General features: G+C 68.1%; 24 protein-coding genes and 1 tRNA gene. 18 read left to right on the top strand and 7 right to left on the bottom strand.

Annotated features, from left to right (window positions below; all coding sequences use genetic code 11):
* The first annotated feature begins 13 nt into the window (after positions 1-13).
* The 5 genes from E3U26_RS19305 (at position 14) to E3U26_RS19285 (ending at position 5,646) form a co-directional block, all read left to right on the top strand.
* Positions 14-922: a TniQ family protein gene (locus tag E3U26_RS19305; RefSeq protein WP_499107299.1), complete on the top strand. Its 909-nt coding sequence runs from the start codon at positions 14-16 to the stop codon at positions 920-922.
* Positions 919-1,167, top strand: a complete 249-nt coding sequence (locus E3U26_RS19300) for a hypothetical protein (protein ID WP_140847959.1) — start codon at positions 919-921, stop codon at positions 1,165-1,167. Before E3U26_RS19305 ends, E3U26_RS19300 begins: the two co-directional genes overlap by 4 nt.
* A gap of 829 nt (positions 1,168-1,996) precedes the next feature.
* Positions 1,997-3,286 carry a crotonyl-CoA carboxylase/reductase gene (gene ccrA, locus E3U26_RS19295; RefSeq protein WP_036752507.1) on the top strand — a complete coding sequence of 430 codons (1,290 nt, stop codon included), beginning with the start codon at positions 1,997-1,999 and terminating at the stop codon, positions 3,284-3,286.
* Positions 3,287-3,588: 302 nt separating this feature from the next.
* Positions 3,589-4,950 carry an NADP-specific glutamate dehydrogenase gene (gene gdhA, locus E3U26_RS19290; protein WP_036752510.1) on the top strand — a complete coding sequence of 454 codons (1,362 nt, stop codon included), beginning with the start codon at positions 3,589-3,591 and terminating at the stop codon, positions 4,948-4,950.
* A gap of 90 nt (positions 4,951-5,040) precedes the next feature.
* A complete protein-coding gene (locus tag E3U26_RS19285; RefSeq protein ID WP_499107296.1) occupies positions 5,041-5,646 on the top strand; it encodes a gamma-glutamyl kinase in 606 nt (201 codons plus the stop codon).
* On the opposite strand, the gene E3U26_RS19280 is transcribed toward E3U26_RS19285, so the two are convergent.
* Positions 5,634-6,086: a type II toxin-antitoxin system RatA family toxin gene (locus E3U26_RS19280; RefSeq protein WP_036752698.1), complete on the bottom strand. Its 453-nt coding sequence runs from the start codon at positions 6,084-6,086 to the stop codon at positions 5,634-5,636. The genes E3U26_RS19285 and E3U26_RS19280 overlap by 13 nt on opposite strands.
* 58 nt (positions 6,087-6,144) lie before the next feature.
* Between E3U26_RS19280 and E3U26_RS19275 the strand changes: the two genes are divergently transcribed.
* The gene (locus E3U26_RS19275) at positions 6,145-6,333 is read left to right on the top strand and encodes a hypothetical protein (RefSeq protein ID WP_036752516.1); all 189 of its coding nucleotides are present in this window, start codon (positions 6,145-6,147) and stop codon (positions 6,331-6,333) included.
* A gap of 168 nt (positions 6,334-6,501) precedes the next feature.
* Here E3U26_RS19275 and ypfJ read toward each other — a convergent pair whose 3' ends face one another.
* Positions 6,502-7,353 (bottom strand): neutral zinc metallopeptidase, encoded by an 852-nt coding sequence (gene ypfJ / locus E3U26_RS19270; RefSeq protein WP_499107294.1) that lies wholly within the window; start codon positions 7,351-7,353, stop codon positions 6,502-6,504.
* Positions 7,354-7,480: 127 nt separating this feature from the next.
* Here ypfJ and E3U26_RS19265 point away from each other — a divergent pair, with 127 nt between their 5' ends.
* From E3U26_RS19265 to E3U26_RS19250, 4 genes are all read left to right on the top strand, one after another.
* Positions 7,481-8,077, top strand: coding sequence for a DedA family protein (locus E3U26_RS19265; RefSeq protein WP_036752519.1), 597 nt, complete (start codon positions 7,481-7,483; stop codon positions 8,075-8,077).
* Between the two features lie 52 nt (positions 8,078-8,129).
* Entirely contained in the window at positions 8,130-8,624 is a 495-nt protein-coding gene (locus E3U26_RS19260; RefSeq protein WP_036752529.1) for a disulfide bond formation protein B, read from the top strand.
* Between the two features lie 93 nt (positions 8,625-8,717).
* A complete protein-coding gene (gene gyrA, locus E3U26_RS19255) occupies positions 8,718-11,459 on the top strand; it encodes a DNA gyrase subunit A (protein WP_175562360.1) in 2,742 nt (913 codons plus the stop codon).
* A 56-nt stretch (positions 11,460-11,515) separates the two neighbouring features.
* Positions 11,516-12,586, top strand: a complete 1,071-nt coding sequence (locus tag E3U26_RS19250) for an AI-2E family transporter (RefSeq protein WP_499107291.1) — start codon at positions 11,516-11,518, stop codon at positions 12,584-12,586.
* Positions 12,587-12,685: 99 nt separating this feature from the next.
* On the opposite strand, the gene E3U26_RS19245 is transcribed toward E3U26_RS19250, so the two are convergent.
* Genes E3U26_RS19245 through E3U26_RS19235 form a run of 3 tightly spaced genes read right to left on the bottom strand, consistent with a single transcriptional unit; the run spans position 12,686 to position 17,290 of the window.
* Complete coding sequence (locus E3U26_RS19245; protein ID WP_499107289.1) at positions 12,686-15,109, bottom strand: DUF3772 domain-containing protein; 2,424 nt, start codon at positions 15,107-15,109, stop codon at positions 12,686-12,688.
* 8 nt (positions 15,110-15,117) lie between these two features.
* Entirely contained in the window at positions 15,118-16,149 is a 1,032-nt protein-coding gene (locus E3U26_RS19240; RefSeq protein ID WP_499107287.1) for a cysteine synthase A, read from the bottom strand.
* Between the two features lie 46 nt (positions 16,150-16,195).
* Entirely contained in the window at positions 16,196-17,290 is a 1,095-nt protein-coding gene (locus E3U26_RS19235; protein ID WP_499107285.1) for an NUDIX hydrolase, read from the bottom strand.
* A 150-nt stretch (positions 17,291-17,440) separates the two neighbouring features.
* On the opposite strand from E3U26_RS19235, the gene E3U26_RS19230 reads away from it, so the two are divergent.
* Positions 17,441-17,530 (top strand) — tRNA-Ser (locus tag E3U26_RS19230).
* A 103-nt stretch (positions 17,531-17,633) separates the two neighbouring features.
* Here E3U26_RS19230 and E3U26_RS19225 read toward each other — a convergent pair.
* Positions 17,634-17,774: a hypothetical protein gene (locus tag E3U26_RS19225; protein WP_157034065.1), complete on the bottom strand. Its 141-nt coding sequence runs from the start codon at positions 17,772-17,774 to the stop codon at positions 17,634-17,636.
* A 186-nt stretch (positions 17,775-17,960) separates the two neighbouring features.
* Here E3U26_RS19225 and E3U26_RS19220 point away from each other — a divergent pair, with 186 nt between their 5' ends.
* A complete protein-coding gene (locus E3U26_RS19220) occupies positions 17,961-18,644 on the top strand; it encodes a sulfotransferase family protein (RefSeq protein ID WP_499107283.1) in 684 nt (227 codons plus the stop codon).
* A 97-nt stretch (positions 18,645-18,741) separates the two neighbouring features.
* On the opposite strand, the gene E3U26_RS19215 is transcribed toward E3U26_RS19220, so the two are convergent.
* A complete protein-coding gene (locus tag E3U26_RS19215; protein WP_499107281.1) occupies positions 18,742-19,968 on the bottom strand; it encodes an OmpP1/FadL family transporter in 1,227 nt (408 codons plus the stop codon).
* Positions 19,969-20,325: 357 nt separating this feature from the next.
* Here E3U26_RS19215 and E3U26_RS19210 point away from each other — a divergent pair, with 357 nt between their 5' ends.
* The 6 genes from E3U26_RS19210 (at position 20,326) to E3U26_RS19185 (ending at position 26,247) form a co-directional block, all read left to right on the top strand.
* The gene (locus E3U26_RS19210; protein ID WP_499107279.1) at positions 20,326-21,141 is read left to right on the top strand and encodes a DUF3100 domain-containing protein; all 816 of its coding nucleotides are present in this window, start codon (positions 20,326-20,328) and stop codon (positions 21,139-21,141) included.
* A gap of 4 nt (positions 21,142-21,145) precedes the next feature.
* Positions 21,146-21,643, top strand: coding sequence for a hypothetical protein (locus E3U26_RS19205; protein ID WP_036752590.1), 498 nt, complete (start codon positions 21,146-21,148; stop codon positions 21,641-21,643).
* Positions 21,643-22,797 carry a M20 aminoacylase family protein gene (locus tag E3U26_RS19200; RefSeq protein WP_499107277.1) on the top strand — a complete coding sequence of 385 codons (1,155 nt, stop codon included), beginning with the start codon at positions 21,643-21,645 and terminating at the stop codon, positions 22,795-22,797. The genes E3U26_RS19205 and E3U26_RS19200 overlap by 1 nt, the downstream gene beginning before the upstream one ends.
* 35 nt (positions 22,798-22,832) lie before the next feature.
* Positions 22,833-23,765, top strand: coding sequence for a LysR family transcriptional regulator (locus E3U26_RS19195; protein ID WP_499107276.1), 933 nt, complete (start codon positions 22,833-22,835; stop codon positions 23,763-23,765).
* Positions 23,766-23,828: 63 nt separating this feature from the next.
* Complete coding sequence (locus E3U26_RS19190; RefSeq protein WP_449044085.1) at positions 23,829-24,692, top strand: NAD(P)-dependent oxidoreductase; 864 nt, start codon at positions 23,829-23,831, stop codon at positions 24,690-24,692.
* A 10-nt stretch (positions 24,693-24,702) separates the two neighbouring features.
* On the top strand, positions 24,703-26,247 hold the full coding sequence (locus tag E3U26_RS19185; RefSeq protein ID WP_499107274.1) for an aldehyde dehydrogenase family protein: 1,545 nt from the start codon (positions 24,703-24,705) through the stop codon (positions 26,245-26,247).
* Positions 26,248-26,407 lie beyond the last annotated feature (160 nt).

Genomic DNA, 26,407 nt, shown 5'->3' with positions numbered 1-26,407 from the left:
CGGCCTTCCGTTCATGGCTTTTCTGGATCTGGCTCGCCAATCCGTCATGCCAGCGGCGCCCGAGACCGTGGAGCGCATCGCGGCGCTCAGCGGCATGCCTCGGGCCGGATTGCTTCGCGCCGCGATCCTGCCGGCCGGCAAGGCGGGCCATGAGCACCGGGGACAGTTGTTCGACATCAGGTTTCTCGATCGTCGGCGGATCACCTTCTGCCCCGCCTGCCTGCTGGAAGATCGCCAAATGGCGGCCGGAAGCCATGGACAACGCGTCGGACGGCTGCACTGGATGTTCGCCCCTGTCAGGACCTGCCCGCGCCATGGCATCCCCCTGATCCGCCGCAAGGCCGCTACGGAGGAGGAGCGATTCCAGTTGCCGGGCGCGCTCGCCGAATCGGATGACGCGCTCGAACGCCTGGCCGCGGAAACCCCTCGGCATGGGGTCTCGCCGCTTCAGGCCTATGTCGCAGCCCGTATTGACGGGCAGGCAGGCCCCCAGTGGCTCGACAGCCAGCGCATCGATCAGGTCGCCCGTGCCACGCAACTGCTCGGCGCCTGCCTCTTCCATGGCACGCTGGTGAAAGCCTCCTTGTTGACCCAAGAGCGATGGGACGAGAGCGGAAAGGTCGGGTTCGGATTCATCTCACGGGGGCCTGACGGCGTTCGAGACGGCCTCGAGGAAATCTTCAGCGCCGTGAAACGGCAACAGCCCGTGTCGACGCCGCGATCCGCATACGGCCCGCTCTACTCCGGCGCCCTCTCCGATCCAGATGGCATCGGCCGACCGAGGACATCCTGCGGAGCCATATCCTTGACAGCATGTCGATCGCCGCCGGAGAAACCTTGCTCGGCGAAGTGGCAGCCCAGCGGCGGCGCCATAGCATCACCTCGCTCTGCGATGAAACGGGTGTTCCACGAGGTTCGTTGACGACGGTCCTGATCGCGTTCGGCCTGCCGGCCGACAGCGAGGATAAGTATTTGCATGTCAACGACACCTTCGCGGCACACGCCCAGGGACAGGCAGGTTTCGATTCGATCCTGATCGATGAAGAGGAAATGACGGGCGCTCTCTACGCACCGCGCATGCCCCCGGATCAGCAAGGACGAAGCCGCCGAAATCCTCGGCATCGACGACGGCGCCGTAGCCAGCCTGCTGCGGCTGGCCAATCATGACGGCACCCCCTACTGAAGCGCGTCGTTCCGATCATCGGCGACCGCGAGGCGCCCTGGCATATCGAACTCGACAGTTTCTATCGCTTCCGACCCGCTCATGTCTCGCTCGCAACCCTGGCGCGACAGCGCTCGCTCGAAAAGGAGGAACTCCGACGACAGTTGTGGACGCGCGGCATCCGGTCGATCCTCCACGGCTCGAATCGCGATTGCGGAATCTATCGGCTCGCGGATCTTTAGTTAGCAATCGCAGCATTTCATCGGCCAGGCCGTCCCTCGGGGCGGCTTTTTTTTCGGGAAGTTTCGATGAGCGCCAATGGCCTTGGCAAATGGGCAAAGTCACCGTCCAACCACACTTGGGATGGCGGAAAACAAGGGATTTCCGGGCTTCCATCGCCTGTCGTTTCAGGCCTTGCCCCCGGAAATGCCGGGAAAATTCGGCATTTGCGCCCGGCAATGCAGGTGCAGCGCGGATCGCAGCGAGGGCTGGCCTAGAGGCCGGAAGGCGAACAACCGCGGCCGCGCCTAGGCAGGGGGCGGCAGGAAATGCGGGCTGGGCGCATCCGACGGCCCAACCCCGCCCGCTGCGCCACCGATTCGGCGGGCAAGCGCCGCCTTGAGCCCGGCAGGCCCTGCTCCGACCCAGCCATCGGGGCGCCGGGTTCCGCTGCACTGCGGCGGTTCGCGCATTCGTTACGACAGATTATTACAATTTCTACATCAGTAATATTGCAATGTTGCGCAGTCATCCTTACAACGGGCGCTGCAACCCGCGCTGATTCTGCGCCGCGGCGGAAACCCGGCGCCGAAAGCGGCAAAAGAGGACTCTGAGATGGCCCTGGACCAACCCACCCCGATCGCGCCCTATGACGCACCGGAAAAGGATCTCTACGAGATCGGCGAGATGCCGCCTCTGGGCTATGTGCCCCAGCAGATGTACGCCTGGGCCATCCGCCGCGAACGCCATGGCGAGCCCGACAAGGCCATGCAGGTCGAGGTGGTCGAGACGCCGCCGATCGACAGCAACGAGGTGCTGGTCCTGGTGATGGCGGCGGGCGTCAACTACAACGGCATCTGGGCCGGCCTCGGCGTGCCGATCAGCCCCTTCGACGGCCATGGCGCGCCCTATCACATCGCGGGCTCGGATGCCTCGGGCATCGTCTGGGCGGTGGGCGACAAGGTCAAGAACTGGAAGGTCGGGGACGAAGTCGTCATCCATTGCAACCAGGACGACGGCAACGACGAGGAATGCAACGGCGGCGACCCGATGTATTCGCCCAGCCAGCGCATCTGGGGCTACGAGACGCCGGACGGCAGCTTCGCCCAGTTCACCCGCGTCCAGGCCCAGCAGCTGATGCGCCGCCCCCAGCACCTGACCTGGGAGGAATCGGCCTGCTACACGCTGACGCTGGCCACCGCCTACCGCATGCTCTTCGGCCACGAGCCGCATGAGCTGAAGCCGGGCATGAACGTGCTGGTCTGGGGCGCCTCGGGCGGGCTTGGCAGCTTCGCCATCCAGCTGATCAACGCCGCCGGGGCCAATGCGGTCGGCGTCATCAGCGACGAGGACAAGCGCGAGTTCGTCATGAGCCTTGGCGCCAAGGGCGTCATCAACCGCAAGGACTTCAAGTGCTGGGGCCAATTGCCCAAGGTGAACACCCCCGAATACAAGGAGTGGTTCAACGAGGTGCGCAAGTTCGGCAAGGCGATCTGGGACATCACCGGCAAGGGCAACAACGTCGACATCGTCTTCGAACATCCGGGCGAGGCGACCTTCCCGGTCTCGACCTTCGTCTGCAAGAAGGGCGGCATGGTGGTGATCTGCGCCGGCACCTCGGGCTTCAACTGCACCTTCGACGTGCGCTACATGTGGATGCACCAGAAGCGCCTGCAGGGCAGCCATTTCGCGCATCTGAAACAGGCGTCTGCGGCCAACAAGCTGATGCTCGAGCGCCGCATCGACCCCTGCATGTCCGAGGTCTTTCCCTGGGCCGAAATCCCGGCCGCGCATCTGAAGATGCTGCGCAACGAACACAAGCCCGGCAACATGGCGGTGCTGGTGCAGGCCCCCGTCACGGGCCTGCGCACCTTCGAGGACGCGCTGGAGGCGGGGCGCCGCTGACCCCGACCCCGGCGCAACTGGACCGTCCGGCGCGAGGAGGCGCCGGGCGGTCTTTTGCTTTGCAAGGCAGGTGTCATTGCAAGCGACATGTCATGGCAAGAAGCGTGGCAAAAAGCCGCTGCCCGCAGAACGGGCAGAACGAAAACCATCTAGCCATTGATATCACGTGATTTATCCCTGGGATAATTTGGCATTACGCCAAAAACTCGGGCATTTTACCCGAATATTGCTCTTGCCCCATTCAAACTGCCCGCACCTTGGGCTAAGGAGCCCTCCGACCCCAAGGGAAAGGATTCCGCGACATGCCGCAGATCGACGACAAGCTTGCCCCCATCTATGAGGAGGTGGTCCGCCGCAACGCAGGCGAACCCGAATTCCACCAGGCGGTGCGCGAGGTTCTGGAAAGCCTTGGCCGCGTCGTCGCCAAGCGCCCCGACTATCTGGAGGACGCCCTGATCGAGCGCATCTGCGAACCCGAGCGCCAGATCATCTTCCGCGTGCCGTGGACCGATGACAAGGGCCGGGTGCAGATCAACCGCGGCTTCCGGGTGCAGTTCAGCTCGGCCATGGGCCCCTACAAGGGCGGCTTGCGCTTCCACCCTTCGGTGAACGTGGGCATCATCAAGTTCCTGGGCTTCGAGCAGATCTTCAAGAACGCGCTGACCGGCCTGCCCATCGGCGGCGGCAAGGGCGGCTCGGACTTCGATCCCAAGGGCCGCACGGACGGCGAGATCATGCGCTTCTGCCAAAGCTTCATGACCGAGCTTTACCGCCACCTGGGCGAATATACCGACGTGCCGGCGGGCGACATCGGCGTGGGCGCGCGCGAGATCGGCTACATGTTCGGCCAATACAAGCGCCTGACCAACCGCTACGAGGCGGGCGTGCTGACCGGCAAGGGCCTGTTCTACGGCGGCTCGCTGGCGCGCAAAGAGGCGACCGGCTACGGCAACACCTATTTCACCCAGGCCATGCTGAAGACCGGCGGCACCGATTTCGACGGCAAGACGGTCGTGGTCTCGGGCTCGGGCAACGTCGCCATCTACACCATCGAGAAGGTGCAGGAATTCGGCGGCAAGGTCATCGCCTGCTCGGACAGCTCGGGCTATATCGTGGACGAGGGCGGCATCGACCTTGGCCTCCTCAAGGAAATCAAGGAAGTGCGCCGCGGCCGCATCTCGCAATACGTGCGGATGAAGGGCGAAGGCAACGGCGCCTATTTCGTGAAATCCGGCGAGGGCTCGATCTGGGACGTGGCCTGCGAGGTCGCCATGCCCTCGGCCACGCAGAACGAGCTGACCGGCAAGGACGCCGCCAAGCTGGTCAAGAACGGCGTGACCGCGGTCGGCGAGGGCGCGAACATGCCCTGCACCCCCGAGGCGATCCGCACCTTCCAGCAGGCCGGCGTCAAGTTCGGCCCCGGCAAGGCGGCGAACGCCGGCGGCGTCGCCACCTCGGCGCTGGAGATGCAGCAGAACGCCTCGCGCGACCGCTGGAGCTTCGAAAAGACCGAGGCCAAGCTTGCCGAGATCATGCGCGACATCCATGACAGCTGCTACAGCACGGCCGAGGAATTCGGCGCGCCGGGCGATTACGTCATCGGCGCCAACATCGCCGGCTTCATCCGGGTGGCCGAACCGATGCGCGCCTTCGGCGTGATCTGATGCCGCAGCAGGCGGGCCGCATCCCGGCCCGCCTTGCCAGCACGGGCCGGGACCGCTAAGCGGCACCATGCCCCTGCCCATCGCCCCCTCATGCTGATCTTTCTCCAGCCCCGCATCGTGCTGCTGTCGGTGCCCAAGACCGGGACGACGGCGCTGGAACAGGCACTGGCGCCCAGGGCCGAGATCGTCTTTCGCACCCGGCCCGAGATCAAGCACCTGAACCTGCGGCAATATCGCAGCCGCATCCGGCCGCTGCTCGAGCCGCTGGGCGGGCCCGCGTTCGAAACCGTGGCGGTGATCCGCGAACCGCTGGACTGGCTGCGCAGCTGGTATCGCTTTCGCGCCCGCGACGAGCTGATCGGCCATCCGAACAGCACCGCCCATGTCAGCTTCGAGCGTTTCGCGGACGACTACCTGCGCCCCGGCGATCGCCCGGCCCATGCCCGGCTGGGCCGGCAATCCGATTTCCTCGTCGACAATGACGGCCGGATCGCGGTCGATCACCTCTTCCGCTACGAGGCGATGCCGGCGCTGACGCAATTCCTGGCGCAGCGCCTCGGCAAGCCGGTCGCGCTGCGGCGCAGCAATGTCTCGCCCCCCGCCGTCACCGACCTGGCGCCCGAGGCCGAGGCGCGGCTGCGCACCGCCCTGGCCGCCGACCGCGCCATCTGGCAGGACGCGCGTCAGGCGCCGTAAAGCGCCTTCGCCCGGTCCTCGAAGGCGCGCACGATACGCATCATCGCCTCGCCGAAGACCACGCCGATCACCTTGCCCAGGATGGCGTTGCGGAACTCGAAATCGACGAAGAACTCGACCTTGCAGCCGCCCTCCGGCAGGTCGGCGAAGCTCCAGCCGCTGCGCAGGTATTTGAAGGGCCCGTCCAGGTATTCGGTGTCGATGCGCTTCGTCTCGGGCCACAGCGTCACGCGCGAGCCGAAGCGCTCGCGGAACACCTTGAAGCTGATGACCAGGTCGGCCTCGACCACCTCGCTGCCCGAGGCGCCGGGCCGGCGCGCGCGGATGCGCGCGGCAGTGTTCCAGGGCAGGAACTCGGGGTATCTTTCTATATCGGCCACCAGCGCATACATCTGGTCGGCGCTATAGGGCAGGATTCGGCTGTCGCTATGCTGAGGCAAGAGGTCGTCCCGGCGCATTTTCGGTTTCCGGGGGCAGCACTAGCAAAGGAACGGGCGCATGAACAACCTCATCTGGCTGATCCGGGCCGCCCGCTGGGCGCGAAACCCGCCCAGCGCCCGAACCGTCGCGCTGGTCCTCGGCGTCATCGCGGCCGGCCTGCTGCTTGCCGGGCTCGAACATTTCGGCCTCTGGCCCGATTGGGCCACCACCGAACGCCCGCGCGGCATCCAGCTGCAGCGCCCCTGACCGCCGCCGCGACAGGTTGGCGCACCCCGCCGCGGCACAGCCTTTCACCGTTTCCCAAATACTCCTGCGACCGCGCCACGGATAGCGGCCGGCCCATCGGGGGCACCACCCCTGCCCTTCTCTGTTCTGCAAATACTCCCCGCGGCCGTGCCACCCGCGCCGCCGCCCCTAATTCCCCAAAGCCGCGAAACTGTCGCATTGCGCCATCTGCCCCGAGGCAAAGCCGCGCTTGAACCAGGCCTGCCGCTCGGCGGCCGAGCCATGGGTGAAGGCGTCGGGCACCACCGCCCGGCCGGCGCTTTCCATCAGCGTGTCGTCGCCCACCGCGGCAGCGGCATTGATCGCCTCGTCGATGTCGCCCTCCTCGACGGCGCCGAACTGCTCGCTGGCCTGCCGCGCCCAGATCCCGGCATAGCAATCCGCCTGCAATTCGGTGGCGACCGACAACCGGTTCGCATCGCGCTCGCCCAGCCGGGCGCGCAGCCCGTTCACCTCGGAAAGCGTGCCGGTCAGGTTCTGCACGTGATGGCCGACCTCATGCGCGATGACATAGGCATAGGCGAAATCGCCCCCCGCCCCCATCTTGCCGGCCATGACCCGAAAGAAATCCGTGTCCAGGTAGACCTTGCGGTCGCCGGGGCAATAGAACGGCCCCATCGCCGCCGAGGCGCCGCCGCAGGCCGACTGCACCGCGCCCGAAAACAGAACCAGCCCCGGATCCTGGTAGCGCATGCCGGCCTGGTCGGGCAGCACGCCGGCCCAGACCTCCTCGGTATCGGCCAGCACGACCGAGACGAACTGGCCGATCTCGCGCTCTTCCTGCGTCAGCTCGCGCGACTCGCCGGGCGCGCCGCCCTCGTCCAGGGCGCCGACGATGGGCGAGATGTCGATGCCGAAGAAATACCCCACCGCCAGCACCACCAGCACGCCGACGACGCCCATGCCGCCCGCGCCGGCGGCCCGGCCCATGCCGCGCCGATCCTCGACATTCCTGCTGCCGCGCCTGCCCCGCCATTCCATCGCGCCGTCCTCCCCGCCGTGATCCCGCCTGCCGAGCTTATCGCAACCCCGCCACGGCGCAACACGCGCGCAGGCTTGACAGTTCCGGCCCCAGCCCGCAGCACGTTCCCAAACGAAAGGGGCAGGCATGTTCGACTGGGTGGTTTCGACGATCGAGAGCTGGGGCTATCTGGGCGTGCTGATGCTCATGGTGGCCGAGAACGTCTTTCCGCCCATCCCCTCCGAGGTGATCATGCCCCTGGCCGGCTTCCTGGCCGGCAGCGGGCGGATGTCGCTGACGCTGACCATCCTGGTCGGCACCATCGGCTCGGTCCTGGGCACGCTGATGTGGTATTACATCGGCCTGTGGTTCGGCGAGGAGCGGCTGAAGCGCTTTGCCGCCCGGCACGGCCGGCTGCTCACGCTTTCGCCCTCGGACATCGACGCCGCGCATGAATGGTTCCAGCGCCACGGCGCCATGGCGGTGTTCTTCGGCCGCATGATCCCGGCGATCCGCACGCTGATCTCGGTCCCGGCGGGGCTCGCGCGGATGCCGATGTGGAAATTCCTGCTCTATACCGTGATCGGCAGCGCGCTCTGGACCGGGGTGCTGACCTTTGCCGGGCTGATGCTGCATGAAAACTATGCGCTGGTCGCGGATTGGGTCGATCCGCTGTCCAAGCTGGTGGTGGTGGCGGTGGTGGCGATCTATCTTTACCGCGTCGTCACCTGGAAGCCGCATTGAGTTCACGCGATTGGCACTTGCCGGTCGCGAGGCGCGGTCCTAACCGGAAGCCATGAACGGATTTTCAAGCAAGCATGTCGCCGTCACCGCCGGCGCCGGTTCCGCCGCGCTGCTGGCCGCCGCGCTGACCTTCCAGGCCCTGGGCTATGCGCCCTGCGAGCTGTGCATCCTGCAGCGCTGGCCGCATCTGGTCGCCGCGATCATCGGCGGGCTGATCTGGTTCTTCGGCTGGAAGCGCTGGCTGGCGGCGCTGGGGCTGCTGGCCGCGCTTTGCGCCACCGGCCTTGCCATCTATCACGCGGGCGTCGAATTGCAGGTCTGGCAGGGGCCGCAGCATTGCTCGGGCGGGGTCTCGGGCCTGGCCAGCATGTCCACGCAGGATCTGATGGCGGCGCTGGAAAAGGCGCCGGTCGTGCGCTGCGACGAGGTGGCCTGGAGCCTGTTCGGCATTTCCATGGCCGGCTGGAACGCGATCCTCTCGGCCGGGCTGTCGGCGCTGTGGCTGGCCTCGGTCCGCGGCCGCAGGCGCGAGGCCGGGCTGGCCTGAGCCGCAATTCCCGCACCGGGGCGGCCCGTCAAGATTGCACCCAAAGCGGGTATGGGATAGACCCGTGCCCAACAAGATCTTGAGGTTTTCCCCGTGGCTGACATCCCTGAAAACGACGACGATACCCCCGAGAACGGCGGATCGGAGCGCGCCGTGATGCATCACGACGGCCCGGTGATCGACATCGCGCACGAGATGCGCTCGTCCTATCTCGACTATGCCATGTCGGTCATCGTCAGCCGGGCAATTCCCGACCTGCGCGACGGGCTGAAGCCGGTGCATCGCCGCGTCCTCTTCGCCATGCACGAGACCGGCAACACCCATGACAAGCCCTATCGCAAGTCGGCCCGCCCGGTCGGCGACACCATGGGTAAGTATCACCCGCATGGCGACGCCTCGATCTATGACGCGCTGGTGCGGATGGCGCAGGACTTTTCCATGTCCCTGCCGCTTCTGGACGGCCAGGGCAACTTCGGGAGCATGGACGGCGACAGCCCGGCGGCCATGCGCTATACCGAGGTGCGGATGGACAAGCCCTCGGCCTATCTGCTGATGGACATCGACAAGGACACCGTCGATTTCCAGGACAACTACGACGGCAAGGACCGCGAGCCGACCGTCCTGCCGGCGCGCTTCCCGAACATGCTGGTCAACGGTGCGGGCGGCATCGCCGTCGGCATGGCCACGAACATCCCGCCGCACAACCTGGGCGAGGTGGTGGACGCCACCCTGGCGTTGATCGAAAACCCCGACCTGCCGACCGAGCGGCTGCTGGAGATCGTGCCCGGCCCGGATTTCCCCACCGGCGGCATCATCCTGGGCCGTTCGGGCGCGCGCAAGGCTTACCTCGAGGGGCGCGGCAGCATCATCCTGCGCGCCAAGACCCGGATCGAGGAAACCCGCGCCGGCCGGCAGGCGATCATCCTGGACGAGATCCCCTTCCAGGTGAACAAGGCCAGCCTGATCGAGAAGATCGCCGAGCTTGCCAAGGAAAAGCGCATCGAGGGCATCGCCCACGTCCAGGACGAATCCGACCGCGTCGGCGTGCGGGTGGTGATCGAGCTGAAGCGCGACGCCACCGCCGAGGTGGTGCTGAACCAGCTGTTCCGCTTTACCCCGATGCAGACCAGCTTCGGCGCCAACATGCTGGCGCTGAACGGCGGCCGCCCCGAGCAATTGACGCTGCGCGACTTCCTGACCCATTTCCTGACCTTCCGCGAGGAAGTGGTGGCGCGCCGCACCGCCTATGAATTGCGCAAGGCCCGCGAGCGCGCGCATGTGCTTTGCGGCCTCGCCGTGGCGGTCTCGAACGTCGACGAGGTGGTGGCGACGATCCGCAGCTCGGCCGATGCCGCCGAGGCGCGCGAGCGGCTGATGACCCGGCGCTGGCCGGCGCATGAGATCGTGGTCTACCTGAAGCTGATCGACGACCCGCTGCATCCGGTGAACGAGGACGGCACCTACAACCTGTCCGAGACCCAGGCCCGCGCCATCCTGGAGCTGCGCCTGCAGCGCCTGACCCAGCTGGGCGTGCAGGAAGTCACCGACGAGCTGAAGACGCTGGCCGATGCGATCCGCGAATACCTGGCCATCCTCGCCTCGCGCGAACGGATCATGGGCATCATCTCGGACGAGTTGCGCGAGGTGAAGCAGCATTTCGCCGTGCCGCGCCGGACCGAGATCACCGACTGGGCGGGCGACCTGGACGACGAAGACCTGATCGAGCGCGAGGACATGGTCGTCACCATCACCTCGGGCGGCTATATCAAGCGCACGGCCCTGGCCGAGTTCCGGTCGCAGCGCCGCGGCGGCAAGGGCCTGTCCGGCATGGCCACGAAAGAGGACGACGTCGTCACCACCCTGTTCGTCGCCAATACCCATACCGAGCTTCTGTTCTTCACCACCGACGGCATGGTCTATCGGCTCAAGACCTGGCGGCTGCCGCTGGGCGGGCGCACGGCCAAGGGCAAGGCCATCGTCAACATCCTGCCGATCCAGTCCGGCGTCTCCATCGCCGCGCTGATGCCGGTGGATGCCCCGGAAAAGGATTGGGACGACTACCAGGTGATCTTCGCCACCTCGGAAGGCGACGTGCGCCGCAACGCGCTGTCGGATTTCACCAATGTCATGCGCAACGGCAAGATCGCCATGAAGCTGCCCGAGGGGGTGGAACTGATCGGCGCGCGCATGGCGACCGAGAACGACGACGTGATGCTGGTGACGGCCGCGGGCCGGGCGATCCGCTTCCCGACCACCGACGTGCGCGTCTTCAAGGGCCGCGATTCGACCGGCGTGCGCGGCATTCGCCTGGCGCCCGGCGACCGCGTGGTCAGCATGTCGGTGATCCGGCATTTCGAGGCCGACCCCTCGGAACGCGCCGCCTATCTGAAGATGCGCCGCGCCGTCGAGGGCGCGCTGGACGACGGCGCCGAGGCCGATGAGGATGAGGATGCCGTCGCCGAGGCCGCGATCAGCCAGGAGCGCTATGCCGAGATGTCGGCAGCCGAGGATCTGATCCTGACCATAACCGCCCGCGGCGCCGGCAAGATCAGCTCGTCGCACGACTATTCGGTGCGCGGGCGCGGCGGCCAGGGCGTGATGGCCATGGACAAGGCGATGCGCGGCGGACCGCTGGTCGCCAGCTTCCCGGTGGATCGCGACGACCAGATCATGCTGGCCACCTCGACCGGGCAGTCGATCCGGGTGCCGGTGGACGGCATCAGCTTCCGCTCGCGTTCTGCCGGGGGCGTGCGCGTCTTCAACACGGCGCCGGGCGAAGAGGTGGTTTCTGTTGCCCGCATCGCCGAGAATGGCGAGGATGAGGCCGAAGCCTGAGACGAGGCAGGGCGCGCAGGCCGCGCCCCGCCGCCGGAAAGAATGAGGGGACGCGATTGGACGGGCGGGACTCGCATCTGAGCGAGCGGTTGCAGACCGGCTTTCTGGGCGTGATCGCCTTTGGCCTGATCCTGTTCCTGCTGGTGCAGGCGCGTTTCATCCTGATCTGCCTGGTCTTTGCCATCATCATCTTTTCGCTGACCAGCGACGCGATTTCCGCCTTTGCCCGGCTGAAGGTGCCGAACTGGCTGGCGACCACGCTGGCGCTGATCGCCATCGCCATCGGCCTGCTCTGGGCCGCGACCGCGGTGGTGGCGCAGGTGAACGAGGTGGTCTCGACCTCGATCGCCTATGCCGACCGGGCACAGGCGGCCCTGGCGCGGCTCAGCCAGCGCTGGGGACCGAACGTGCAGGAGGCCATCGGCACCTTCATGGGCAGCATCGACGTCGCCGGCTGGCTGCGCTCGGCCGCGGCGCAGGCGTCGAACCTGATCTCGGCCTCGGTGCTGATCCTGACCTTCGTCGGCTTCATGTTCAGCGAGCGGATCTGGTTCCCGGACAAGATCGAGCGCCTGACCGGCGATCCCGCCCAGGCCCGGCAGGTGCTGGAGACGGTCCACAAGATCATGCGCCGGGTGAACCGCTACCTGGTGGTCAAGGCGGCGATCAGCGCGGTCACGGCGGCGCTGATCTGGGCGATCTTCCGAGTGCAGGGACTGGACCTGGCCGGGGCGGTGGCCATGCTGACCTTCATCCTGAACTTCATCCCGACGCTGGGCTCGATCGCGGCCACGGTCATCACCATCGCCATGGTGCTGGCGCAGACCGGCGATCCGGCGGTGACGCTGACGGTGGGCGGGCTGACGGTGGCGGTGCAGTTCATCATCGGCAACGTGTTCGATCCGATGCTGCTGGGCCAGACGCTGCGGCTGTCCTCGTTCGGGATCGTGCTGTCGCTGGCCTTCTGGGGCGTGGTCTGGGGCATCGCCGGCACCTTCCTGGCCGTGCCGATCATGGTGGCGATCATGATCGTCTGCGCCCAGATCCCCTGGCTGCGCCCGGTGGCGATCATGCTGTCGCAAGAGGGCCTGCCGGAACAGGAACCGCCCAGCGGCCTGCGCCGCTAGGAGTATTTGGGGAACGAAGAAGCGCAAGGTGCGGCGCCCGGCCTGGACCGGACGGCCTCCGCGGCGCGGCCCGCGGAACGCGCAAGGCGCGGCGCCTTCTCAGCTGCTGCGGCCGGGCCGGTCCTTTTCGTCCTGCGCGTCGGCGAGGGAGAGGGCGGCGGGCGCCTCGGCCTCGGCCTGATGCAGGTAGATGTCCTGCGCGCCCCGCGCACTGCCGGGCAGGACGATCCCCGCCGCGGCAAAGCGTTCCAGGATCTGGTGATTGATCTCGGACACGATCGAGCTGCCGCCGTTGATGTCGGAAAGCACGGCGCGCAGTTCGAAATTCTGTCCCGTCGGCGTGATGCTGCGCAACAGGACCGCGGGGGCCGGGTTCACCAGGACCGTCGGCTGGTCCTCGGCGATCTCGCGCAGGAGCGCGGCCACCTGCCGGCTGTCGGCCGTCACCCCCACCGTGATCGGCACGATGATCCGCCCGGCCAGGCTGCCGCGCGTCCAGTTCGTCACCGGCTGGGTGATCAGGTTCGAGTTCGGCACGATGACCTGGGTGCGGTCGAAGGTCTGGATCTGGGTGGCGCGCACCGCCATCTTCCTGACGATGCCCTGCTGGCCGCCGACCTCGATCCAGTCGCCGACGGCGATTGGCCGCTCGACCAGCAGGATGATGCCCGAGACGAAGTTCGACACCACCTGCTGCATGCCGAAACCGATGCCGACCGAAAGCGCACCGGCGACGAAGGCCAGCGAGGTCAGGTCGATCCCCGCCGAGGTCACGGCAAAGACCGCCGCCAGCGCCACGCCGACATAGCCGATCATCGAGGTGACGGCGTTCTGCCCGCCCGCATCCAGCCTCGTCTTGGGCAGGATGGAGCTGCGGAAGGCGCCCTGCACGAAGTTGGTCAGGAAATAGCCGATGGCAAAGACGATCAGGAAGGTCAGCAGCGCCATCGGCGACAGCCGCACCCCGCCCAGCGAAAAGCCCTGCTGCGCCTTGGTCCAGGCCTCGGCCAGGTCGCTGGCGCGCGCGCCCCAGACCAGCGCGAACACCGGCAGCGACAGCAGGATCAGCGCAAAGCCGATCAGCACCGGCATCAGCGCATCTCGCGCCGAGCGGTCGCCGCCCTTGGCCAGCGCGTAGAGATCGGCGATGAAATCCTGCAGGATGATCAGCAGCCCGACCAGCGCCAGCGTCATGATCGCGGACCACAGCAGCGCATTGCCCGCGGTGACATAGCCCGCCGCCACCAGCAACGGCGCGATGACCGCCACCAGCCGCCCCATCATCGCCAGGAAGCTGACCACGCGGATGCGGTAGTCGGGCGTATCGGCGGGCTCGGGCTGGCGCAGGCCGCGCAGCACGTTGCACAGGCGCAAAAGGCAGAAGGCGCCGAACAGCACCAGCAGGAAATGCCAGACCCCCGCCGAGGCCTCGCTGAGCCGCTGGGGAACGGTGTCGCTGTCGTTCTGGCTGTGAAAGCCCGAAAGCGGCAGGACCGAGCGTGCGAAAAGCTGGTGCAGCGCCAGGGAGGCGGCCAGCAGCGTCGCGCGAAAGCGCGCCTTGGCGCGGCGTTCCTCGCCCATGGGCAGGGGTGGCTCGACGGCGGTGTCGGGCGCCGGGAACAGCCGCCGCGCCAGCCACAGCCCGGAAAAGAAGGACACGCCCGCCCCGGCCAGCGACATCACCAGCGGCAGCCCCCATTCCGCGAACAGCCCCGAGAACATCAGCGCCGAGGCGAACAGGATCAGCCCGACCAGCGGGATGGCGATCTGGCCCAGCGAGACGCCGAAGACCAGCGCCGCGCGCGATCGCTCGCTGGCGCGGGCCGACAGCCGCGAGGGCAGCGAATCGACCCAGCGCCGGCCGCGCGACAACAACAGCAGCGCGACCAGCAGCAGCCCGGCAAAGACCGGCAGCCGCTCGGAAAAGCCCGACGCGCCGGCGGTGCTGTCCCAGCGCCCCCGCGCTTCGGCATAGATATGGCTGGCGACCTGGCCCGCCTCGGCCACGGCCGGACCCCAGTTCGCCGGGTTCAGCGGCGTCGGCGTCTTGCGGATCAGCGCGAAGGTCTGGCGCGCGCGCAGGGTCTGGTCGATCTGCGCGACGATGCCGTCGGCGCGGCCATAGGCCTCGACCGCCTGCAACCCCGGCGCCTGCAGCGTGGCAAGCTGTTCGCCCAGTTCCTTGCGGCGGGCGGCTATCTCCTCGGGCTCGGTCTGGCCCTCGGCCGGGGCCGGCCCCAGCGCGGCGATCTGGTCCTTGAGCGTAGCGATGCGGGTGGCGTTGACGCCCTGGGCGGCCTTCAGCCGCTCGCGCCATTTCACCACCTCGTCGCGGATGGTCTGCAGCCGGACGTCGTTGGCCGAGCCCGATTCCAGGATCTGCTCGGCCTGGTCGGCCAGCTTGTTCCAGGCGGCCAGGTCCGGCGCCTCTTGCTCTGGCTGGGCCAGGACGGGCTGGCCGAGCGCCAGGAACAGCGCAAGGATCAGCAAGGCGAGCCGGGGCAGCACGGCAAATCGGGGCATGGTTCGGTTCAGTCCTGATAGACCTCGGGCAGGTCGGCGGGCTTGCGGGCCATCCATTCCGGCACCGGCAGGCCCTTGGCCCGCAGGAACTCGGGGTTGAAGAGCTTGGTCTGGTAACGCGTGCCATAGTCGCAAAGCACCGTCACGATGGTGTGACCGGGGCCCATGTCCCTGGCCATGCGGATCGCGCCGGCCACGTTCACCCCCGACGAGCCGCCAAGGCACAGCCCCTCGTATTCCAGCAGATCGAAGATCACCGGCAGCGCCTCGGCATCCGGGATGCGATAGGCGAAGTCGGGCGTGAAACCTTCCAGGTTGGCGGTGATGCGGCCCTGGCCGATGCCCTCAGTGATCGAGGAGCCGGGGCTTTCGAAGACGCCTTCGGTATAATAGCTGTAAAGCGCCGCGCCCTCGGGGTCGGCCAGGCCGATCCTGACGTCCTTGGGTTGCAGCGCCATGGCCACGCCCGCCAGCGTCCCGCCCGAGCCGACGGCGCAGATGAACCCGTCCACGCGCCCGGCGGTCTGCTCCCAGATCTCGGGGCCAGTGGTTTCCAGATGCGCCTGGCGGTTGGCGACGTTGTCGAACTGGTTGGCCCAGATGGCGCCGTTCGGCTCGGACCTGGCCAGTTCCTCGGCCAGGCGGCCGGAATAGCGCACGTAGTTGTTGGGGTTCTTGTAGGGCGCCGCGGGCACCTCGACCAGTTCGGCCCCGGCCAGGCGCAGCATGTCCTTTTTCTCCTGGCTCTGCGTCTCGGGGATGACGATGACCGAGCGGAAGCCCATCGAGGCCCCGACCAGCGCCAGGCCGATGCCGGTGTTCCCGGCCGTGCCCTCGACGATGGTGCCGCCCGGCTTCAGCTCGCCCCGCGCCACCGCATCCTTGATGATGTAGAGCGCGGCGCGATCCTTGACCGACTGGCCCGGATTCATGAACTCGGCCTTGCCCAGGATCTCGCAGCCCGTCTCTTCCGAGGCGCGGTTGAGCCGGATCAGGGGAGTATTGCCGATGGCAGAGGCGAGGTCGGGGCAGATGCGCATGGGCTTGGCCTTTCGCAGGATGTTCCCGCCCGGTTTACACGCCGCTTCATGACGGCGGCAACCCCGCCGGGACGGTCTTGGCTTCCTGGGCCAATTCGCGGCGGATGTCCTGGTGGCGCAATTCCAGCCACAGCGCCAGGTTCAGCAGCGGCCCGTTGCGGATCTCGCCGGCCAGCGCCATGCGCGTCAGCTCGGCCCGCGGGATCAGGTGCGAGCGGATGTCCTCGTCCTCGGTCGCAAGCCCGCCCAGGCCGGCGCTGCCGTCTGGCAGCTCGGCGATGCCGACATAGAGATACAGGTATTCCGCCACCGCTCCGGGGCTGGGATAGTTGTGCGGCGCGGCGAACAGGCGGGAAATCGCGATGCCCGTCTCCTCGACCGCCTCGCGCCGGGCGGCACGCTGCGGCGTCTCGCCGGCATCGACGCGGCCGGCCACGGTCTCGTAAAGCCAGGGCTGCGCATCGCCGCGCGCCAGGGGGCCGGCGCGCAGCTGGTCGATCAGCATGACCCGGTCGCGCAACGGATCCCAAGGCAGGACCACCGTCGCATCGCCCGAGACGAAGACGGCGCGGGCCAAGGGATCGGTCCAGCCGCCGTCGTTGCGGTGCTGGCTCAGCCGGATCGCCTCGACCGAGAAATATTCCGCATAGGGTTCCTCGACCGAATCGATCCTGACCCGCTCGGCCGCGGCGGGGCCGACATGGGGCAGGCCCTGGGTCTCGGCCCCGGCGCGCTGGCGCGAGGCGACCCAGGTCGCAATCATCGGCAGGCGCCTGCGGATCGCCGCGGCCGGACGGTCCTTGGGCAGGGCCAGCAGCCAGTCGGCCATGGCGGCGGCGAGTTCGGGCTGCCAATCGGGCGCATCGCTTGCCGGCTCGCCCAGGCCCAGCAGTTCCCGGCCATGGTGGCCCTGCGGCTCCAGCCCGAAGATTTCGGCATAGCGGCGCAGGGCGGGCGTCCAGTCGGCCTGCCAGAGCGGCAGGTCGTCATCGCCGGGCGCCAGCCGCGGCCAGGCGTCGGCGGCGATCCCGGCCAGCCCGCCGCCCTCCAGCCGGCCTTGCAGCGAACCGGCCCCGGTCGCCTGCGGGGCAAGGCGGGCGCGGATGAGCGGATGGGCCAGCGGTCCGATCAGCAGCGGCATGGCTGCGGCCCCTTGGCGCTGGCGATCCGCCCTGCCCTGCGCATTCCGCCCATGATTCCCCCGAGAGACAAATTTTTCGCGGTTTTGACGCGAAGGCCCTTGCGCTTCAACCCCCGCCCGTCTAAATCGCCGCCACCACCCGAAAAGCGCGGAGAGGTGCCGGAGTGGTCGAACGGGGCGGTCTCGAAAACCGTTGAGCCTTCACGGGTTCCGTGGGTTCGAATCCCACCCTCTCCGCCACTTCCCTTTGATATTGCTTGGTAATTTCAGATTCGGGCGAATACGCCCGCCGGACGGATTTCCCCCCGGCCGGCCACCCCGAGCCAGCGATGCCTGGGCAAGGTCAGAAGGGCCGGTAGACCGCGATCAGCGCCGCCATCACCCAAAGCGCCACCGCCGCAGCCATGCCGCCGAACCCAAAGGCCAGCAGACGCGCGGCTCCTCTGCGGTCGAGGCCGACGAGGAACGCGGCAAGCGCGGTCATGGACAGAAAAAGCGTCGCTCCCATGCCGGCAAGTTTAGCGCGCCGACCCCGCCGGCGGCAGCCGCGGGCAAATCGCACGGCCCGTTCCTGCCCAAACCGCCTGGGCGGATGCGCAAGATCTTGCCCGCACTGGCAGCGCCGGGCCTGATGCATTAATGGTCCCGAAGCAGGATTTTCCAGGACGCCATGACCGACGACCCCCTCATCCTCAGGCAGATTTCCGAAGGGCGCGACCGCACGAGAGCCTATCTGCACATCGGCAAGACCGGCGGGACGACCTTCCGGGCGGCCGCCGAAAGGGTGGCTGCGGCCGAGCCGTTCCGCGTCCCGCTGATCTTTCATCACGACTGGACCGTCCCCAGGATCAGGGCGGCGTTTCCCGGAATCAGGATATCCTTCGTGCTGCGCGACCCGCTGGAGCGCATCGTCAGCGGGTTCATGTCGCGCCTGCGGCAGGGGCGGCCGACCTACCAGAGCCCCTGGACCGTCGAGGAAGCCACCGCCTTCCTGCATTTCCGCGACGCGCGCGCCTATCTCGACGCCATATTGTCGGGCGGGGAATACGAAATATCCGCCGTCGACTTCGCCACCCGGTCGATCGCCCATATCCGGCGCGGCTATCGCTTTCACATCCCGAACACCGCCACCGCATCGAAATGGCTCGGCTCCGTCGGAACCCTGGCGAGCCTGGAGGGCTTTGCGCAAAAGCTTCTTGGCGGCCCGGTGGAGCTGGGGCATGCGCATGTCAACCCGGTCCCGGCCAGGGACATCCTGAAACACTACGGGGCGGACGAACTCGACCGGCTGCGGCGGCATTTTGCGGATGAATACCAGGTGTTCAACGAAATGATGCAGGCGGCCGAGCCCTGAGAGGGGATCGGCGCCGCCGCGCGCGATGCGGCCGCCATGGGGTTTTTCCGAAGCGGACTGGACAAGGGGCGCCCCCGGCAGGGGCGCCCCAAGGCGGCTAGAAATCCCAGCTGATGCCCATGGAGACCTCGTCCTGCTCCATGAACAGGGTGGTCTGCTGGCCCAGGCCCGGCGTCCGGTTGGCGCCGGACTTCGATTCGCGGAAGGCATGGGTGTAGCTGCCGGTCAGCGTGGCCCGCTCGCCCAGCCTGTAGCTATACCCGATCGAGGCATGCCAGCGCGGCGTCGCCGGGGCCATGATGTTCAGCAGCACCTCGTCGCCCTGGTCGATGAAGCTCGAGGCATGGCTGATGCCGCCGCGAAGCGTCAGCCTGTCGTTCACCCTTTGGGCGGCGGCGACGCGGACGACGTCCATGTCCTTCCAGCCGAAACCGGGGCCGCCGGCGCTGCCAAGGGGCGCGGCCAGCATCGCCCCGCTATTGGCCAGCGAGGGGACCGAGCCATAGAAGATGCGATGATATTCGGCGGTCAGCGTCAGGCCGGGGCGGCCGGCCGGGCGGAAGGCGACGCCCAGCGTCGCCATCGCCGGGATGTCGAATTCGCCGCCGTCGGCGAAAAGGCCCGCATAATCCTCGAAGGGCTGCATGTCGATGCGGCTGCGCCAGGACGCGCCCAGGGTCCATTGGCTGTCCACCTGGTAAAGCACGCCCAGCGACACCCCCAGGCCGGTCGACCAATCGTCGCCGCCATGGGTCACGGCGCCGGGCGCGGCGGACATGCCGGCAAAGGCCCCCAGCCCCGTTGCGCTGAACCGCTGCACCGCAAGCACCGGCCCCAGGCCTACCGAGAGCCGCGGCGTCAGCTTGCGGGAATAGTTCAGGCTGATGAAGGCCTGCTCCAGGTTGATCCCCAGCGGATCGGTGGACGCAGACGGGTCAAGGGCGGCAAAGGGGTTGGTGCCGTATTCCACGTTCATGCCGCCATTGCCGAACATGAAGACGGCGACCGAGCTCTGCTCGTCCAGCTTGTAGTTGAACCCGCCGCAGGGGATCCAGAAAAGGCTGTTGCCGCTGGTCTGGCTGCCGGGCGCCAGCGGCCCGCCGGGGGCGATGCTGAAGCCGCGCTCGGGCCCAAAGCCGGTCAGGCAAATCCCCGCCTGGGTCGGCAATGCGGTGCCCGTGGCGGGGTTCTGGGCCAGGCCCAGAATGCCGGTGGGTATCGCGACCCCCGCCCCGGCCATCCCCTTCGAGGTGCCGCCATAGCCATTGGCGAAATAGCCGTTCGTGGCCTCGGCCGCAGTTGCGCCAAGGATTGCCGTCAGCATCGCGCCTCCGGCCAGTGCCGCAAGGCGGCCTGGTTCTGTTCCGTTCATTCGTTCCTCCCTGATCCGGGGCCTCCCCGCCCCGCTTGCCCCTGCGGCCCCCGCTCTCCCTTCGGGAACGACAGAAGATGCATACATTCGTATGTAAAGATATTGCCATGCGTCAAGCGAATGTCGCGAAGGGCGCACACCAAGGCCGCGCAGGGCGCAAGACGGCAAGGCCCGCCGGCGCTGGCCCGTCCCGGCCAGGGGGCTTTCGTTGCTGTCCGGGCAACGCGATGTTCCAGTTCCCGGACTGGTCGATCCCGCACCAAGATTTCATAGTCCGTCGAAAAACCGCCACAACAGAGAGGAAATCCCATGCGGGACACCCCTGCCTTCAGCCCCGGAACCTGGGCGCTGCACGCGACCGTGCTTGTCATCGTCTGCATCGCCGAGGCGATCGGCGTGCTGAGGCTGCCCATCGGCATCGCCGCCATCATCCTGCTGCCGATGCTTTATGCCTTCGCCATGAGCATCGTGCTGAACCCGAACATCACGCGCGCGACCGGACGGCTGCTGACCCCCGGCGTGCAGAAGTTCGCGGGCGGCATGATCACCATCGCCATCACCCCCTTCGTCGCCAAGTTCGGCACGACGGTCGGCCCCCAGATCCAGGCCATCATCGACGCCGGCCCCGCCCTGGTCCTGCAAGAGATCGGCAACCTCGGCACCATCGTCATCGCCTTCCCGGTCGCCGTCTTCCTGCTGCGCATGGGGCGCGAGACCATCGGCGCGGTCTATTCCATCGACCGCGAGCCGAACCTCGCCCTGATCGCCGAGAAATACGGCCTCGACAGCCCCGAGGGCGCGGGCGTCATGGGCGTCTATGCCACCGGCACGCTGATCGGCACCTTCGTCTTTGCCATCATGCCGCCCCTGATCCATGCGCTTGGCGTCTTCGACGTCCGGGCGCTGGCCATGTCCTGCGGCGTCGGCTCGGGGTCCATGCTGGCGGCCTGCACCGGCGCGCTGGTCAATGTCATCCCCGAGCAGAAGGATCTGATCCTGGGCCTGGCGGGCGCCTCGAACGTGCTGACCTATGCCACCGGGCTTTATGTCGGCATGTTCGTCGCCCTGCCCTTGACCGAATGGCTGTTCCGCAAGGCCCGGCCCGAGCTTTACAACCAGGGATGAGATCATGAGCAAGACCGCTGAAAACCTGCCCCTGGGCAACGAGGAACTGGACGAGCGCCGGATTCGCATCGGCGAAACCGCGATCCTGCTGCTGATCGCCTGCGTCATCGGCACGATTGCGAACTATGTCTCGACCGGCACCGGCGCGTTCGAGGCGCTGCCGGGCATGGCCTTCCTGTATCTCTGCTCGGTCGTCGGGCTGATGCTGGCCCGCTTCGTGCCCTTCTACCTGCCGGCCGTCGCCTGGGTGTCGCTGATCGCCATCGTCGCCACGATCCCCGGCGTTCCCGGTTCGGACTGGGTGGTGCGGCAGGCCGACAAGATCAACTTCCTGTCCCTGGCCACGCCCGCCCTGGCCTATGGCGGGCTGGCGCTGTCGGCCAAGGAATTTGCCATCGCCAGAAGCTCGGGCTGGAAGATCGTCATCGTCGCCATTTGCGTCATGCTGGGCACCTATATGGGCTCGGTGGTGATCGCCGACCTGACCCTGAGGCTCTTCTGATGCGCGATCTGCCGGCAGAGGTGGTGGCCGATGCGGTCGCATGGCGCAGGCAGTTGCACCGCAGCCCCGAGCTGGGGTTCCAGGAGCATGAGACCGCCGGTTTCATCGCGGCGAAGCTGGCGGAATTCGGCTATGAGGTCCGGCGCGGCATCGGCCGGACCGGGGTGGTCGGCAGCCTGGCGAAAGGCAGCGGCAATCGCGCCATCGGCATCCGCGCCGACATCGACGCCCTGCCGATCGCCGAGGCCAGCGGCGTCGAATGGGCCTCGGGCAATCCCGGCCGGGCGCATGCCTGCGGCCATGACGGCCATACGGCGGTGGCGCTGGCCGCCGCCCGCCTGCTGGCCGGGATGCCGTTCGAGGGCACGCTCCGCTTCATCTTCCAGCCGGCCGAGGAGAACGAGGGCGGCGGGCGGGCCATGGTCGAGGACGGGCTGTTCCGCGACTGCCCGGTCGATGCGGTCTATGCGCTGCACAACTGGCCCGGCCTGCCGCTCGGCACGCTGGTCGCGCGCGACCGCGAGATGATGGCGGCCTTCGGCACCTTCGAGATCCGCCTTCTGGGCCAGGGCGCGCATGGCGCCATGCCGCATGAAGGGGCGGATACGCTGCTGGCCGCCGCGCATCTGGTGACGGCGCTGCAATCCATCGCGGCGCGCAACGTCAGCCCGCTGGACAGCGCGGTCCTGTCGGTGACGCAGATCCATGGCGGCGACGCCTGGAACGTGCTGCCCGAGACGGCCGTCATCCGCGGCACCACCCGCTGGTTCGATCCGGCCGTCGGCGACCTGATCGAGGCGCGGCTGCGCAAGCTGGCCGCATCGGTGGCCGAGGGTTTCGGCTGCACGGCCGGGATCGACTATGAAAGGCGCTATCCCTCGACCCTCAACACGCCCGAGAACGCCGCCCTGGTGCGGAAGGTCGCGGCGGCGGGCGGGCTTTCGGTCGTCGATGCCCCGCCCAGCATGGCGGCCGAGGATTTCGCCTTCATGCTGAACCAGGTGCCGGGCTGCTATTTCTGGATGGGGTCCGCCCGCGAGACCGGCGACAATCCGGGCCTGCATTCGCCGCGCTTCGATTTCAACGATGCGCTGATCCCGCCTGCCGTCGGCTTCTGGCTGGACCTGGCGCTGGCAGAGCTGCGCGCGCCTTGACTCCCGAGACGGACGGTCATCATCGTGAGGCGATGATGACCCTCGACCGCCGCGACATCCGCATCTATCTGGCCGTGCATCGCTATGGCTCGATCCGCGCCGCCAGCGACCAGCTTGGGCTGGCGCCCTCGGTCGTGTCGCGCCAGATCGCCGACCTCGAGGCGCAGCTGGGCGTCGTGCTGTTCGAGCGTAGCTCGAAAGGGGTGCGCCTGACCGATGCCGGGAACCTGGTGCTGGAACATGCCCGCCATGTCGTCGAGGAGGCGGGCTTCCTTCAGGAACAGCTGGCCGACCTGCGCGGCATCCAGCAGCGCAACATCCGCATCCATTGCGGCGAGGGATTCCTGGCGGATTTCATCCGAAACGGCCTGGCCGGATTCGTGTCGCACAGCCCGCATGTGCGCTATGAGTTGCTGATCGGCTCGACGGACACGGTGGTCGCGGCGCTGGCCAATGGCGAAAGCGACATCGGCATCGCCTACAACCCGCCGGTGACGGGATCGGTGCGCAGCATCGTTTCGGCCAGCCACCCGCTTTGCGTGGTGATGCCGCCCGGCCATGCGCTGGCCGGCCTGCCGCAGGTCCGGCTGGCCGATTGCCTGGCCTTTCCCCTGGCGCTGCTGCCCAGGGGGCACGGCACCACCGACCTGCTGGCGCGCGTCGCCTCGGACAGCGGGCTTGCGCTGGCGCCGCAGCTGATGACCACCTCGATCGACGCGCTGCGCCGCTTCGTGACCGCGGGGCTGGGGCTTGCCTTCCTGCCCCGCGCCTCGGTCGCCATGGACCTGGCCGAGGGCGCGGCGGTGGTGCGCGAACTGGCCGACCTGGCGCTTCTGGGGGCGACGGCGCATCTGATGGTGCGGGCGCGGCGACGGCTGCCGGCCTCGGTGGCGCAACTGGCCGGACATCTGGAACGCAGCATGGCCAGCTTTGCCGATGTTGCGCAGGGGGCAACACCTCGTTCGTGATCCGACCGCTAGCGCCGGCACCCCGGTTGCGGGAATTGTCGGGCATCAACAGGAGAGGATCACATGACAGAAACATCCACCGTCGGCGTCGTGGGCCTGGGCGCGATGGGCCTTGGCATGGCGGCCTCGGCCGTCCGGGCCGGTTTCCGCACCCTGGGGTTCGACCTGTCCCCCGAGCGGTCCGAACAGGCCCGCGCCGCGGGCGTGGAGCCGGCGGGCGATCTGGCCCAGGTCTTTGCCGCCGATCACGTCGTCTTTTCCCTGCCCACGGCGCGCGATGTCGAAGGGGTCATCGACCAGGTCTCGGGGGTGCTGCAGGCCCGGCCGCGGATCGTCGTCATCGACACCTCGACCTCGGAACCCGCGGTGTCGCGGGCGCTGGCGGCACGGCTGGCGACCATGGGGCACGGCTTCCTGGACGCCCCGGTCTCGGGCGGGCCGGCGGGTGCGGCCAAGGGGGCGCTGACCATGATGATCGGGGGTTCCGCCGCCGACCTGGCCGATGCCCGGCCCGTCATCGACGCGCTGTCGGCCAAGGCGATCCATGTCGGCGACAGCGGCGCGGGCAATGTGGCCAAGCTGGTCAACAACCTGCTTTGCGCCGCCCATATGCTGACCACGGCCGAAGGGCTGCGCCTGGCCGAGGCGGCGGGCATCCCCGCACAATCGGTGCTGGAGGTGCTGAACGCCGCGTCCGGCAGGTCCATGCTCAGCGAGGTGCATTTCCCCAACTGGGTGATGAACGGCGCCTTCGACAGCGGCTTCACCATGGCGCTGATGCAAAAGGACGTGCGGCTGGCGCGGCAACTGGCCGAAGAATGCGGCGCCCGACTGCCGCTGACCGAAAAGGCCGCGCAGCTTTGGGCCGATGCGCCCTATCAGGGCAGCGACGATTTTACCCGCATGGGCGATTTCCGGGCGAAATGAGGTAAGGGACATGAACGTGACGACAATCGACGCCGCCGAACAGGCCGACCGGATCCTGGCGCTCTATCGCGAGATCTTTCCGGGCGCCGACATCGGCAGCCTGGTCGGCGGGGAGATCCTGCCCGGCTCGGGCGCGCAGCTGGAGCTGACCGACCCGGCCTCGGGCCAGGTCTTCGCGCGCTATGCCGATGCCGGCGCGGCCGAGATCGACGCCGCCATGGCGGCGGCGGCCCAGGCGCAGCGCGAATGGATGGCGATGCCCGCCGCCGCGCGCGGCCGGATGATGTGGGCCATCGCCGGCCGGATCCGCGCCCACGCCCCGCTCATCGCCGAGATCGAAAGCCGCTCGGCCGGGCGCCCGATCCGCGACATCCGCGGCGAGGCGCTGCGCGTGGCCGAGATGTTCGAATATTACGCCGGCTGGTGCGACAAGCTTTACGGCGACGTGATCCCGGTGCCCTCCAGCCACCTGAACTATACCCGGCACGAGCCGATCGGCGTGGTCATGCAGATCACCCCCTGGAACGCGCCGCTGTTCACCGGCGGCTGGCAGATCGCGCCCGCCATCTGCGCCGGCAACGGCGTGGTGATCAAGCCCTCGGAACTGACGCCGCTGTCCACGCTGATCCTGGGCCGGATGTGCGAGTTGGGCGGCGCGCCGCGCGGGCTGGTCAACGTCATCGCCGGGGCCGGGCCGACGGCGGGGCAGGCCGGCGTCACCCACCCCCGGACGGGGCTGGTGGTCTTTGTCGGCTCGGCGCAGGCGGGCTCGGCCATCGCCGCGGCGGCGGCGCGGAACACCGTGCCCTGCGTGCTGGAACTGGGCGGCAAGTCGGCCAATATCGTCTTTCCCGATGCCGACCTGCCGCGCGCGGTCGTCGGCGCCCAGGCGGCGATCTTTGCCGGCGCAGGACAAAGCTGCGTCGCGGGCTCGCGCCTGCTGGTGCATCGCAGCATCAAGGACCGTTTCGTCGCGGCCTATGCCGAGGCGGCGGAACGGATCGCCTTGGGCCACCCCCTCGACGAGGCGACGCATGTCGGCCCGATCAACAACCGCCGGCAGTGGCAGAAGATCGCCGAGATGGTCGGCGCCGGCGTGGCCGAGGGCGCCCGCCTCGCCGCCGGCGGCGGCCGGCCGGCATCGCTCGAGGCAACCGGCGGCTTCTACTTCGCCCCGACGATCCTCGACGACGTGTCCCCGCAGATGAGCGTGGCGCGCGAGGAAATCTTCGGCCCCGTCGTCTCGGTCCTGGGTTTCGAGACCGAGGAAGAGGCCGTCGCCCTGGCCAACGACAACCCCTATGGCCTGGCGGGCGCGGTCTGGACCGCGGACGTGGGCCGGGCGCATCGCATGGCCGCGGCGGTCCGCGCCGGCACCTTCTGGGTGAACGGCTACAAGACGATCAACGTCTGCTCGCCCTTTGGCGGCTTCGGCCGCTCGGGCTATGGCCGCTCGTCGGGGCAAGAGGCGCTGCTGGCCTATACCCAGACGAAAAGCGTCTGGGTCGAGACCGCGGCCCAACCGCCGGTAAGCTTCGGCTACGCGCCCGGCTGATCGCGGGAAGCGGTTCCCGTGACCGGGGGATCGGTCGCAACCCGCGCCGATCCCACGCGCATCCCGCAGTGGTCGCCCAACCCATGCGGCGCGGTTTGACCGCGCCCATCCCCCGCGACTATGCTGCGTTCCGGCCCGCCCCTGGGCATTTTCCTGCGGG

It is taken from the genome of Paracoccus ferrooxidans (genome assembly GCF_029909815.1).
Classification (GTDB): domain Bacteria; phylum Pseudomonadota; class Alphaproteobacteria; order Rhodobacterales; family Rhodobacteraceae; genus Paracoccus; species Paracoccus versutus.
Note: the sequence above shows the minus strand (reverse complement) of the source record. Positions and strands in the feature narration are given on the sequence as shown.